The following is a 12,940-nucleotide window of genomic DNA, read 5'->3' on the forward strand; positions in this document are numbered from 1 at the left end:
GAGTTTAAGTAAATAACCGTTCTTTGATTGTACAACAAAATCGCTCTATCTGTCAAGCCGTGAGAAATTTTGTAATCACCATAACTTATGATAAACTAGCGGTTATTTTTTTGGAAAATCTATGAATATTTTACCCAGCGAAGAGATTCGTATCACAGATGGTAGCACGGTTCTACTACATTTTGAGGTGAGTTTGCCCAACGGCACGGTGATTGATAGCACTTTTGGGAGAGATAAGCCTGTGAGCCTCACCATAGGTGATGAAAGTTTGTTGGCAGGGTTTGAGCAAGTGCTCATTAACCTAAAAGCAGGCGATACTCGTACCGCCCATCTACCACCCGAACAAGCCTTTGGCGAATGGAACGCAGAAAATGTCCAGACCTTTGCTCGTGCCAAGTTTAGCTTGTCCGAACCCAATCCTGTGGTGGGTATGATGATGGAATTTGCTGACAAGGGTAAAAATACACTTGCTGGCGTGATTTGTGAAGTAACGGATGATGAAGTTAAGGTGGATTTTAACCACCCATTGGCAGGGCAGGACGTGCTGTTTAAAGTACAGATTTTTAAGGTAACACCAAAAGGCGAAAGTCAGCTTAGATTTGTTTAGGGTCAAATGGTAACGCCATGCAAAATTTTTTATTTGTGCCTGCCACTCGCCTAGACCGTGTCGCCAAAGCAGTCGCCACAGGCGTAGATAATGTCATCATAGACCTAGAAGATGCGGTATTTGACTCTGATAAAAATGAGCTTTATCAATCTTTACAGGCATTTTGTCAAGAATGGGATTGGACATCATTTGATAAAATTTGGTTACGCATTGTAGGTGTGCGTCATGCTGATTTTATGGCTGATGTGGCACTGCTAGATTTGCCATTTTTTGGGGTGGTATTACCCAAAGTACAAAATGCTGATGATGTACAAAAATTAACCAATTTTACCAATAAACCCATTTTGGCAATGATAGAATGTGCTAATGGCGTACTAAATGTCCCAAATATTGCTCAATCTGGCATTTGGGGGTTGAGTTATGGCTGTTTGGATTTGGCGACATCGCTTGGTGTGAGTGTCAGTACGCCATCTGCACAAGTGTTGTTTGATAAAGTGCGTACCGAGCTTTTGTTACATTCGGCAGTTAATGGATTAAACTCACCGATTGAGAGTGTTTATCCTGATTTTGATGATGATGGCGGTTTTAAGAGGTATGTCAAACATTGGCAGGATTTTGGCATGGGTGGACAACTTCTTATTCACCCCAAACAAGTTAAAATGCTCCATTTACTAAGATTGGATAAAAATCGGTTGGCATTTGCCCAAAAAATCACGGCACATCATCAAAGTACAGGCGAAGTTGTCTTTGCTATTGATGGTCAAATGGTGGACTTGCCTGTGATAAATTGGGCAAAAGATTATGTGGCAAGTTTTATGCCGTTGCAATAAACCAATCTTGTGTTAATTTTTACTTAAAGGTAGGGTTGGGTTAAACAAAACCCAACTGGCGTATTTTTAATGGTTGCTGATTTATTTAATGGTAAACCAATCATCGGCATTCATTTTGGCTTTTTCAATATCGCTAGATGATAGGTTGAGAGCAAGCTGACCGATTTTGGCTTGGGCTTTGTGTTTGATGTTTTGGTCAAGCATGCCATCTCGGCTTGATAAATCATACCATTTATAGGCATCAATCAGGCGTTGCTGTTTTTCATCAATCATTGCCAGAGCGTAACTGGCTCGGTTATCGCCCAAATGGGCTGCTCGTTCAAGCCATTTACGACCCGTATCCATGTCTGCTTCTACACCTTCACCACGCAAATACATGATGCCAAGATTGAGCTGGGCAGGGGCGATATTTTTTTCGGCAGCACGAGTGTACCAATAGACTGCCTTGTCTGCGTCTTTGGCGACACCTTCGCCCTTTTGGAGGCGTTTGGCTAGGAAAAACTGGGCATGGTGATTTTCGTTACTGGCTTCGTTAATGAGACGATTTATGTCCATAAGGTCATAACGAGCAGTGGGGGCGGTATGAGTTTGAATATTGGCATAAGTGAGGTTGGTGAATAATAAAGCTGTCGCTAATGCTATGATTTTCATTGTCATGATAAATCCTTCGTTGTCAAAATCATCAACGGTATAAAATAGCTGTTGAATGTTTAGATGTATGCAATTTTTATACCAAGTTGAGATGTTTGGGTAATGATATCATATAAAACAACAATCCTTAGTCTTTACAAATGCGATAAATCGCCACATCTGCCAACAGATTGGGGGCTTTTTTAACAACTTTTTCACGGATAAAGTTGGGAATTTTGGGGTTTGGGTTGTCGCTGATTGCTACACTATCCAAGATACGAATGCGATTTTCGTGGCACAACCGTTCAAAATCCTTAAATGTACACAGATGTATATTTGGAGTGTCGTACCATTGGTTTGGCAGGGTTTCACTCATCGGCATGATGCCTTTGATGCCAAGCGAGATGCGGTTTTGCCAATAGGCGAAGTTTGGAAAAGTTACAATGCCAAATTTGGCAACACGAAGCATATCAAGCAGTAGAGTTTGGGGGTTTTTGACCGCTTGTAAGGCACGCATCATCACCACTGTGTCAAAACTGTTGTCAGCAAAACGAGCCAAGCCGTCATTCAAATCTTGCTCAATGACGTTTACACCTTTGGTGATGGCAAGGTTAATCCGTTCGTTATCAATTTCTAACCCATAGCCAGTAACGTTTAGCGTGCGTTGTAAATAAGCAAGCAGTTCTCCGTCTCCACAGCCCAAATCAAGCACTTTACTGTTTTTGGTTATCCAAGAATGAGCAAGTTCGTAATCAATTTTCATGTTAAATTTCTCAAAAATTAAATTCAAATCACAAATGCTATTTATGACTTACTTCCCCAAAAACGGAGCGGTCAAAAAGTTGCGTACCGCCTGAGTATAACGAGGAATGTCAAACAAAAACGAATCATGCCCATGTGGTGCGTCTATATTGACAAAGCTGACAGGTTTGTTATTTGCCATGAGTGCATCCACAATCTCTACCGAACGCTCTGGACTAAAACGCCAATCTGTTGTGAAAGATACGATTAAAAATTGGCATTGAGTGCGAGCAAGCGTTTGTTTTAGAGCCTCTTCTTCGCCCAAATCATCAGATGTATAGCCTCTGGTGGGGTCAAAATAATCAAGTGCTTTGGTCATGAGCAGATAAGTATTGGCATCAAAATTTTTGCTAAATCGTTCACCTTGATAACGCAGATAGCTTTCTACTTCAAATTCTACATCAAAACCATACATGAATTTGCCTGATTTTAGGTCTCGCCCAAATTTGGCTTTCATCGCCTCTTCGGTGATGTAAGTAATGTGTCCTACCATGCGAGCCAAAATCAAGCCTCGTTTGGGATATGTACCATGTTTAAGATACCAACCATCACAAAAATCAGGATCAGATAGGATAGACTGGCGAGCCACTTCGTTAAAGGCGATGTTTTGGGCGGAGAGTTTGGGGGTGCTTGCGATGATGACAGCACGAGAGAGGCGGTCAGGATAATCCACCGACCATTGCAATGCTTGCATACCGCCCATGCTTCCACCAACGATGGCGTGCCATTTATCTATGCCCAAGCGGTCAGAGAGCATGACTTGGGTTTTGACCCAGTCTTTGATGGTGATGAGTGGAAAATCTGCCCCCCAAATCTCGCCTGTGGTAGGATTAATCGTGGTTGGACCTGTTGAGCCATGACATGAACCGATGTTGTTAAGACATACAACAAAAAATTTTGTGGTGTCTATTGCCTTGCCATTACCAATAAAGTTATCCCACCAACCTGCTTTGGTGTCATTTTCACTATGATAACCTGCGGCATGATGACTGCCTGATAGGGCATGGCAAATCAAGATGGCATTGGATTTGTCAGCATTTAATGTGCCATAAGTCTCAATCACAAGATCAAATGATGGTAAAACTTGCTCACATTCTAAGGTCAAGGGTGTATTAAAATGTAGGGTTTGGGGTGTAACGATGCCTACCGATCTGGGGTCAAGGCTTGGGTGTGGGGTCTGGGTGTCCGTCATTGTTGTAAAATGGTTTATTAAAAGGGGTAATTTTAAGGGTTTTTGGGGAGTTAAGGAGTAAAAATAAAAAGGGCAACACCCTTTTTATTTTTAAGCAAACAAAATTGTAATTCTATTTTTTATTGCATGAACAGTCAGGAATTGGAAAGCATTTACCTGTCTTTGGGTAAACCACTGTACCGTCTTTCTTTGTGATATAACGCCTAAACATTACGCCACAAGTCTGACCGCATTTGTTGCAAATCATAGTTTTCATAACTACAATCTCCTAAAATGTGGAGTTGCTATCACTTAACCTATGGACAAACATACAACTTTTGATGTAAAATAGTAGCTTGCTTAACATTAGTTATTTGTCTGTGTTTAGCGGATAGAGAACTAAACAGTAAAATCCTGTTGGTAGCAGTATTTTACTCCAAAATGGCTTGGTTAGTTGGTAGCTTTCCAAGTCATTTTTTTATTTATGCCACATCATCATCTTGATTTTGTTTCAAGGCAGCTAACTTCTTCTCTTCAACATCTTCTGTAAAATCCATTGGGATAACAATGGGTTCTTCGCTTGAATTAGTACTATTCCAATGGTCGATATCCAAAGAGAGTTGATAGGTATCGCCAACAATCGCCTCCCTTCTTTTCTGAAAGGATTTCTGTATAAGAGGTCTCGGAGCTTCATCTATATCAACCCATATCGGATATTGCTTTCCCTCTCTGGGTACAGCATGGTTTGCTCTATATGGTAAACCTGTATTTTTGTCAGTTCTTGTTTCCTCTCTAGCGGCTGTTGCGAACTTTTTAGCGAGAGCCTCAAGAGGGTCGGTAGGCTGAGGAAGCTTATAACCAAGTTTGCCTACCGCATACCTTGCAACCTCAATCATCTCGACTTCTGTTTTGCCTGTTTCTCGCTTGTATTGTCTAATGACTTTCTGAAAGTCATGTTTTTGACTCATAAAACCTCCTCAGTTTTCTAAAGGATAAACATCTCCCCATCCATCAACCGTAGCGGATGGAGAAATGATGTGCCGAATTGGAACTAAATGCTTTCTAAAAATATTATATTTTTTAGTATGATGTTGTAATTTGCCCGCAATAATACCTGGATGCACCTTTGTGGCTTCTGAGAATCCAATAATGTGAGCTTCTGAGAAAAATGGAGTTTTTCTAGCAATAAAACTATTCATTTTCTGCTCTGAGATGGCAAAATTGATAGAAGCTTGATTGGCAATCTCTTCCTCGATGTCCATTACTTCAAGTTGCAAGTCATTATCAACTTTTGGACAGTCCTTACCATGTCCTTGTAGTACATGCTCCAATTCATGTCGCAAAACAAACCAAAAATTATCAATTCTGTCAAATCTTAGCGACATTCCAATTACAGGAGAATTGTCATCCAACCAAAGGCAAACGCCATCCATTTTTGAACCCTTCAAATGCTCCACAATAACAAACCTAATGCCATGTTCAGATAAAATTCTGGGGACTTTTCTGATTTCTTCCGCTGAATACAATAGATTTTTCAATTCAGCAACTGCTGCTTTGCCTTTGGATTCAGAATAAGGAGCAACAATCATTTCTTCAGCAATCCTCTTGACATGATTTATCCAAGCTAATTGTGTGGGTTCTGCCAAATTTGTTGCATTTGTTTTTTTTGCACTATGAGCGATGGGGCTAAGAATTTCATCCAATGTTTCAACTCTGAATAATTTTTTTAGTTCCACCTCAATTCTATTAAAATCTTTCTTATTTTCTACATCTAGCCAAGACCTATTAATCATATCCACAATAGGTAGTTGACTAAATAATTTGGCTCTATGTTCAAGCTGTGGGTCAGGCATGGCTTTAAGTCTTGCTTTAGCCAGTTCATGCTTGCTTTGTAGAATCAACAATTCTTCAGCAGAAACTTGAAGTAAATCTTCTAATGTTAATGCCAATGTAGGTGTAATTGACTTCTTATCTTGCAAAAGACGATTGACACCAGATTCATCTATCTGTAAAATTCCTGCTAGCACACGCCCAGTCCAACCTTTATCTTGTAAAAGTTGGGTTAAGGCTTGTCCAGGTGAGCGATAATGTGATATGTCATTTTTCATAGTTTGCATTCTATACTAGTTTGCACAATTTCGCAAGTTTTTTTGGTAAAAATATACTGAACTCCACTCTCAACTTAAAATCATCTTAAACCTTAAAGGTGGGTTGCCAAGTTATTTGTTAATCTGCACACAAACACTGTAAACCAAAAACTTTCCAATCATGTGATTGGACAAGTGACATAAGTTTCTATCTTGCTCCCAAATTATTTTGTGTTAAAACTTAGGGTTGGGTTCTATCGTTTTATTTCAAGTGCCTTAGGGTGTTAGTTGAGAGAGGGGTATTTGGGGGTGTGTATAGTATGATTGCCCTGAGATAGTTGTTCTAGTGAGCCTCGTCCCAATTCGCCCCCACACCAATCTCTACCAAAAGTGGTACGGCAAAATCCACCGTCCAACCCAAATCTTTGGCGGTATTGGTCAGCACATTTTGCATGGCGGTTTTGATGAGTTTGCCAATCTCGTCCGCCTTGTCCTCGTCTACCTCAAACACCAATTCATCATGTACTTGTAGGAGTAGTTTGGCATTGTCCTTTGGTAAAATCTTATCCACCGCAATCATTGCAAGTTTGATAATCTCGGCAGCTGAGCCTTGTAGGGGAGCATTGATACTGGCTCGTTCCGCCCCTTGCCTTATCATGGCATTTGATGAGTTGATGTCAGGGGCGTAGAGTTTGCGACCCAAAATGGTGGTTACATAACCCTTCTCTTTGGCTTGTGTTTTGGTGTTTTCCATGTAGTCATTGATGCTAGGATAGCGGGCAAAGTAGCGTTTGATGTAGTCTTTGGCAACTTCATTGCTCACGCCAAGCTGTTTGGCAAGCCCAAACACCCCCATACCATAGAGCAGTCCAAAGTTTACCGCCTTTGCCGAGCGTCTTTCGTTGGCTGTTACTTCTGATAAAGGTTTACCCATAATCTCGCTGGCGGTGGCGGTGTGAATGTCTAGATTGTTATTAAAGGCACCAATTAGACTTTCATCACCACTAAAATGTGCCATCAGTCGTAGTTCTATCTGCGAATAGTCCGCCGCCAATATGACTCGCCCCTGTGGTGCGACAAAGGCTTGACGAATGAGTCGTCCTGTGTCGGTGCGAATGGGGATATTTTGTAAGTTGGGGTCAGATGACGACAGTCGCCCTGTGCTTGTCAGGGCTTGATGGTAGCTGGTATGCACACGCCCTTCTTTGTCGCATGCCTTGATGAGTGCGTCTGTATAGGTGCTTTTGAGTTTGGAGAGACTTCTATGTTCTAGCACGACCTCCACAAGCGGGTGGTCTATCTTGGCAAGGGTTGCCTCGGAGGTGGAATATTGCCCTGTTTTGGTTTTTTTGCCTCCTGATATGCCCAGTTTACCAAACAAAATCTCACCAAGCTGTTTGGGGCTGGCAAGGTTAAAGCTCTCGCCTGCCAACTCAAAGGCTTTTTGTTCCAAAATGCTGATTTGATTGTCAAAAACAGAAGACAATTTGCCCAAAAATTCACTCTTAATCAAGATACCATCATGCTCCATTTGAGCGAGGATTTGGGCGGTGGGAATTTCTAATCGTTCCAATAATTGTTTGGTATTTTGGTCTTTTTGTAAATATTCAAAAAATACGCTAAATAACCGATAAGTAATGTCCGCATCTTCACAGGCATATTGACTTGCCTTTTCAATTTCCACTTTATCAAACGTGATTTGTTTTGCCCCCTTGCCAGCGACTTCCTCAAAGGTGGTGGTTTTGACACCCAGATAATGATTTGCCAAATCGTCCATATTGTGCCGTGTGGCGGTGCTGTTGATGACATAACTGGCTAGCATGGTATCCATGTGCCAATTTGTCAAATCAATGCCATATTTTTTAAAAATATGACTGTCGTATTTAATATGCTGACCGATTTTACCGATACTTTGATTTTCTAAAATTGGTTTTAATTCATTTAAAACAAAATTAATGTCCAATTGATTATCTAACAATAGATTAAAATCCCCTGTATGCCCAACAGGAATATAGTAGCCATTATAATTGTGGGTGGAGATACTAATACCTACCAAATCCGCCTTTTGCCAATCAACATCAGTAGTTTCGGTATCAATGGCAAAATGTGAACTTGTCTTTAAATGGGTGATGAGATTTAAAAAATCAGTGGCATTATCAATGGTGCGATAATTGGTAGGTTGAATAAGTAAGGGTTTGACAACTAATTCATCGTGATTATTTGATTCATGACCAAAAGAATTATTGAATTCATCATTGGCGTTATCAAATAAATCATCAGTCGTTGGCAAATCCGCCATTTTTAATAAAGCCGATTGCTGTGCCATTTCTTTTTTAAATTCTAATTCTTTAAATAGTTCATACAATGCGTTGGCTCGCCCAATGGTTGCAGTTTGACTGTTGTCTAGTTTTAATTCATCAAAAGAAATGGGTAAAGTTAAATTGGTAACAATGGTAGCAAGCGTGCGATTTAGGGGAATGGTGTGGGCATGGTCTGCCAAATTTTTGCCAACCACGCCTTTGATGTCTGCTATATTTGCCAAAATGCCATCAATATCGCCATAGTCGGTGAGTAATTTACTGGCGGTCTTTGCCCCAACTTTGGGAATGCCTGCGATGCCGTCTACACTGTCGCCCATCAAGGTGAGGTAATCGGCGATTTGGGTGGTGTGTACACCAAACTTGTCAAACACGCCTTGTGCGTCCGTGATTTTGTCCTTGAAGCTATCCTCTAAAATCACACAGTCGTTGACAAGCTGTGCCATGTCCTTATCACCTGTGGAGATGATGACAGGGTAGCCGTGCGTGCAGGCGGTATAAGCAAGTGTGCCGATGATGTCGTCCGCTTCATAGCCGTCAATTTTGATAAGCGGTATGCCCAATTTTTCAATCATCTGGTGAATGTAGGGAATTTGTACCCTTAAATCCTCATCCATCGGTGGGCGATGGGCTTTGTATGCCTCCGACAATTCATGGCGAAAGGTTGGGGCTTTGGTGTCAAAGGCGACCGCCATGTGAGTGGGGTTGTATTTGTTTATCAGCTTGTTTAGGGCATTTAGCACGCCACGAATGGCATTGGTGGGCAGACCGTCCTTGTTGGATAAAGGTGGCAGTCCATGAAAACAGCGAAACAAATAATATGAGCCGTCCACCAATATCACAGGCGGACGAGTGCGGTCAATGTGGGTGGTGTCAAAGGTGGCAAGGTTTGGAGTATGAGTCATGGAGGTTTTGGTGGTAAAAATTTGGATTATTATACCCAAATTGATAAGCCTTAGGGAGCTGTTTTTGAGTTTTTGAATTTATTTTAAAAAATCATCATATTTATCAATGAATTAGGTTTTTTTTTGATAAAAAATCCCATTGGCTATTGCAAAAAAGCCAGTTTTGTTATATTGTAATAATGAACATATGTTTTAAGGAATGTCGTATGAGCCAAAACAATGATGAACATCGTGATGTCGCCACTTACTTTTTTGGTCACCCTGAACTGTTTTATTCAAAAGTGAATATCAAACAAACAGCGATTACTGCTGTTGTTGCCATTGTCGCTGCTATTTTGGCTTATGTTTGTTGGTTTAATCCAGAGTTGATTGTATCGGCAGGGGCAGGAAGTGCCAAAGAAACCCAATTTGGCATATTGATGACGGCGGTTAAGTGGATTAGCCCTGTTGTTTTATTGGTTTCATCAGCGATGATTTTGGGTGGTGGTGTCAGAACGCATTATGACAAACAATCCAATGGGGCGATTTCCACCGACTTTTTGGTCAAACACATCTCTGCCGAACATCAAGAGGTGCGTGAGTGGTTTTTAAATGGTGAATTTGATAAAATCCTTGCTCTGCCTGTTGTGTCCGATTATTATAACAAGGATATTTCAACATTGACATTGGCACATAATCCCACTGGCAAAACTTTTTATGCCTTTTGTGAATATCAGTTTTATGATGCAGACAATCATGGCAAATTGCTAGGCACTGTCAAAACAGAAAAACTCGTACCAAAACACATCAGCGAGCCTCAATATTCTGCACTCATGCCAATGGTAGAGGCCAACCTCAAGGCAATCAAAGAAGTATCCGATGCAGCCAGCAAAGAAAAAAATATCATCGTAACACCAAACCTTCACTCCTAATCAACAACTCTAAATCATTAACTGCTACTTGTTGTCTTAAAAACAAAACCCCAATTTTGGGGTTTTTTTGTTATTTATACTCAGTGCACGTAATTTTTTCATCAGCACAAAACATCTCATGTAGATTTGCGGTGCATTGTTTTTTTACGTCCAAAAATGCCCGTCCACGACTGGTATTTTCAGCTTGGTAAGTATCAGTAAAAGGCGTGATTTTACAGACATGTATGGTGTTAGGAACGACATCAACCACAACAGGTACAGGGATATTGATGGAATTGTCTTGAACGGTGAGGCAAGCAGACAAAGAAGTGCAAAAAATCGCAATGATACCAAAATGAGTTTTCATAAAATTACCCAAAAATTAAAAAATAAAAATACCACAAAATTGTCATGGTATTATACAAATGTATTCTGACATAAATTTTAGGAGTGTGTAATAAATTGTAACATCTTTTTTTATTTTGGTTGGGTTTGTGGGTGTGGGCGGTTTTTATGTATTTAACCACCAAATATCGCCATGCCCCATAATATCACGACCAAAATCAGTGCCACAACTTGAGCTGATGAGCCGACATCTTTGGCGATTTTGGCGAGAGGGTGAATCTCCATAGAAGTGTGGTCTACGGCAGCTTCTAGGGCGGTGTTAAAAAATTCTACAATCAAGGATAAAAATGAGCCAAATACCAAAATCATCTTTACCGCCAAAGTAAAATCAAGCCACAACGCCAATACAATTAAGGGTAGATGTACCATCATCAATTGAAAAATGGCAGGTTCTTTTAAGGCAACCTTAAAGCCGTCCTTAGAATAAGATAAAGTTTTAATAATGCGTTTTAAGCCTGTGGTTTTATTGAATGCGGACATGGTGTAAGCTGTGTCGGTTGTGGGGGAAAATATTATAGCATTTTAGCTCTTTTTGGTAAAATCTGTTAAAATAGGGCGATGTTGTCTTTATATTTAGTATCGTTATGAAAAAACTCCACCAAGAAATCGCCAAACGCCGTACATTCGCCATCATCAGCCACCCTGACGCAGGTAAAACCACAATGACCGAAAAGCTCCTTTTGTGGGGCAAGGCAATCTTGACCGCAGGCGAGGTCAAAAGCCGTAAAACCGACAAACACGCCACCTCTGACTGGATGAGTATGGAGCAGGAGCGGGGCATTTCTATTACCACCTCTGTGATGCAGTTTCCTTATGGCGACTGTATGGTAAACCTACTTGACACCCCCGGACACGCTGACTTTTCAGAAGATACTTATCGCACCTTGACCGCCGTTGATAGTGCCTTGATGGTCATTGATGGGGCAAAGGGTGTGGAAGAGCGGACGATTAAACTGATGGAAGTCTGCCGTATGCGTGATACGCCCATCATCAGTTTTGTCAATAAACTTGACCGTGAAATCCAAAATCCGCTTGCCCTCTTAGATGAAATTGAAAGCGTGCTAAAAATCAAATGCGTGCCGTTTTGTTATCCCATTGGTATGGGGCAAGATTTTGTGGGGGTGTACAACTTTTTTGATAACAAAACTTATCTGTATAAAAAGGGCTTTGGCACACAATTAACCGAGATTGAAACGCTTGATGGCTACGACCACGATGAGATTAAGGGGCGACTGGGCGAGCTTTTGTGGAATGAGTTTTTGGAAGGGGTGGAGCTTGCCGAAATGGCATTTGGCGATTGGGACATTGATGAGTTCTTGGCAGGCAAGCAAACGCCTGTACTGTTTGGGACGGCTTTGGGTAATTTTGGCGTGGATATGGTGCTAGACACCCTAACCAAATACGCCCCAGCCCCCAAAGACCACAATGCCGTGGAGCGAGTGGTCAAGGCGGACGAGCCAAATTTCACAGGCTTTGTCTTTAAAATCCAAGCCAATATGGACCCCAAACACCGAGACCGTGTTGCCTTTATGCGTATTTGTTCTGGCAAGTATGAAAAAGGTATGAAATTAAACCATATTCGTATTGGCAAAGAAGTGCGAGTGTCAGATGCGTTGATGTTTTTGGCAGGCGACCGTGAAAGCCTTGAAGAGGCGTATGCTGGCGACATTATTGGCTTGCACAATCACGGCACAATTCAGATTGGCGACAGTTTCACCAGTGGCGAAACCCTTAATTTTACAGGCATTCCGCACTTTGCCCCAGAACTGTTTCGCCGTGTGGTGCTAAAAGACCCACTAAAATCCAAGCAACTGCAAAAAGGCTTACAGCAATTATCCGAAGAAGGGGCAACCCAAGTCTTTATGCCTCAAATCAACAACGACCTGATTTTGGGGGCGGTGGGTGTTTTGCAGTTTGAAGTGGTGGCTCATCGTCTTTTGGAAGAATACAAGGTGCAATGTGCCTTTGAGCCAATTTCTATTGCCACCGTCCGCTGGGTGCATTGCGATGATAAAGTCGCTTTTGAAAAATTTAAGAAAAAAGCCCACGACCAACTCTCACTTGATGGCGGTGGTTATTTAACCTACCTTGCCCCAAGCCGTGTCAATTTGCAGTTAATGCAGGAGCGGTATCCTGAGGTGGAGTTTAGAAGCACGAGGGAGCATTGATTTAAAAAAGTTAATTAACAACCCTTACAATCATAAAAATTGCTCATTTATATTTGTGATGAGCGATTTTTTGTTTTATTTTGTTATAAAAAATTTGAGTTTATTAATCATTTTATTTGGGACTGTAC

The 12,940-nt window shown here is 41.2% G+C and carries 12 protein-coding genes; 4 read left to right on the plus strand and 8 right to left on the minus strand.

Annotated features, from left to right (window positions below; all coding sequences use genetic code 11):
- Positions 1-121: 121 nt before the first annotated feature.
- Both MOB01S_RS06920 and MOB01S_RS06925 read left to right on the plus strand, forming a co-directional pair.
- Positions 122-607, plus strand: a complete 486-nt coding sequence (locus MOB01S_RS06920; protein ID WP_066803001.1) for an FKBP-type peptidyl-prolyl cis-trans isomerase — start codon at positions 122-124, stop codon at positions 605-607.
- Between the two features lie 17 nt (positions 608-624).
- Positions 625-1,437 (plus strand): HpcH/HpaI aldolase/citrate lyase family protein, encoded by an 813-nt coding sequence (locus MOB01S_RS06925; RefSeq protein ID WP_066803003.1) that lies wholly within the window; start codon positions 625-627, stop codon positions 1,435-1,437.
- A gap of 81 nt (positions 1,438-1,518) precedes the next feature.
- Here MOB01S_RS06925 and MOB01S_RS06930 read toward each other — a convergent pair whose 3' ends face one another.
- The 6 genes from MOB01S_RS06930 to polA all read right to left on the minus strand — a co-directional run bounded on the left by MOB01S_RS06930 (position 1,519) and on the right by polA (position 9,349).
- Positions 1,519-2,088, minus strand: coding sequence for a tetratricopeptide repeat protein (locus tag MOB01S_RS06930; protein ID WP_066803032.1), 570 nt, complete (start codon positions 2,086-2,088; stop codon positions 1,519-1,521).
- A gap of 127 nt (positions 2,089-2,215) precedes the next feature.
- Complete coding sequence (gene metW / locus MOB01S_RS06935) at positions 2,216-2,830, minus strand: methionine biosynthesis protein MetW (RefSeq protein WP_066803005.1); 615 nt, start codon at positions 2,828-2,830, stop codon at positions 2,216-2,218.
- A 48-nt stretch (positions 2,831-2,878) separates the two neighbouring features.
- Positions 2,879-4,060 carry a homoserine O-succinyltransferase MetX gene (gene metX / locus MOB01S_RS06940; protein ID WP_066803006.1) on the minus strand — a complete coding sequence of 394 codons (1,182 nt, stop codon included), beginning with the start codon at positions 4,058-4,060 and terminating at the stop codon, positions 2,879-2,881.
- 461 nt (positions 4,061-4,521) lie between these two features.
- Complete coding sequence (locus MOB01S_RS06945; protein ID WP_066803009.1) at positions 4,522-5,007, minus strand: hypothetical protein; 486 nt, start codon at positions 5,005-5,007, stop codon at positions 4,522-4,524.
- A 9-nt stretch (positions 5,008-5,016) separates the two neighbouring features.
- The gene (locus MOB01S_RS06950; RefSeq protein WP_066803012.1) at positions 5,017-6,147 is read right to left on the minus strand and encodes a helix-turn-helix transcriptional regulator; all 1,131 of its coding nucleotides are present in this window, start codon (positions 6,145-6,147) and stop codon (positions 5,017-5,019) included.
- A gap of 322 nt (positions 6,148-6,469) precedes the next feature.
- Positions 6,470-9,349 carry a DNA polymerase I gene (polA, locus tag MOB01S_RS06955; protein ID WP_066803014.1) on the minus strand — a complete coding sequence of 960 codons (2,880 nt, stop codon included), beginning with the start codon at positions 9,347-9,349 and terminating at the stop codon, positions 6,470-6,472.
- Between the two features lie 206 nt (positions 9,350-9,555).
- Here polA and MOB01S_RS06960 point away from each other — a divergent pair, with 206 nt between their 5' ends.
- Entirely contained in the window at positions 9,556-10,260 is a 705-nt protein-coding gene (locus MOB01S_RS06960; RefSeq protein ID WP_066803017.1) for a hypothetical protein, read from the plus strand.
- Positions 10,261-10,330: 70 nt separating this feature from the next.
- On the opposite strand, the gene MOB01S_RS06965 is transcribed toward MOB01S_RS06960, so the two are convergent.
- Both MOB01S_RS06965 and MOB01S_RS06970 read right to left on the minus strand, forming a co-directional pair.
- Positions 10,331-10,606 carry a hypothetical protein gene (locus tag MOB01S_RS06965; RefSeq protein ID WP_066803019.1) on the minus strand — a complete coding sequence of 92 codons (276 nt, stop codon included), beginning with the start codon at positions 10,604-10,606 and terminating at the stop codon, positions 10,331-10,333.
- A gap of 152 nt (positions 10,607-10,758) precedes the next feature.
- Positions 10,759-11,124, minus strand: coding sequence for a diacylglycerol kinase (locus MOB01S_RS06970; RefSeq protein ID WP_066803022.1), 366 nt, complete (start codon positions 11,122-11,124; stop codon positions 10,759-10,761).
- A gap of 104 nt (positions 11,125-11,228) precedes the next feature.
- On the opposite strand from MOB01S_RS06970, the gene MOB01S_RS06975 reads away from it, so the two are divergent.
- Positions 11,229-12,812, plus strand: a complete 1,584-nt coding sequence (locus MOB01S_RS06975) for a peptide chain release factor 3 (protein WP_066803025.1) — start codon at positions 11,229-11,231, stop codon at positions 12,810-12,812.
- Positions 12,813-12,940 lie beyond the last annotated feature (128 nt).

Source organism: Moraxella oblonga NBRC 102422 (assembly GCF_001598275.1).
GTDB classification, from domain to species: Bacteria; Pseudomonadota; Gammaproteobacteria; order Pseudomonadales; family Moraxellaceae; genus Moraxella; species Moraxella oblonga.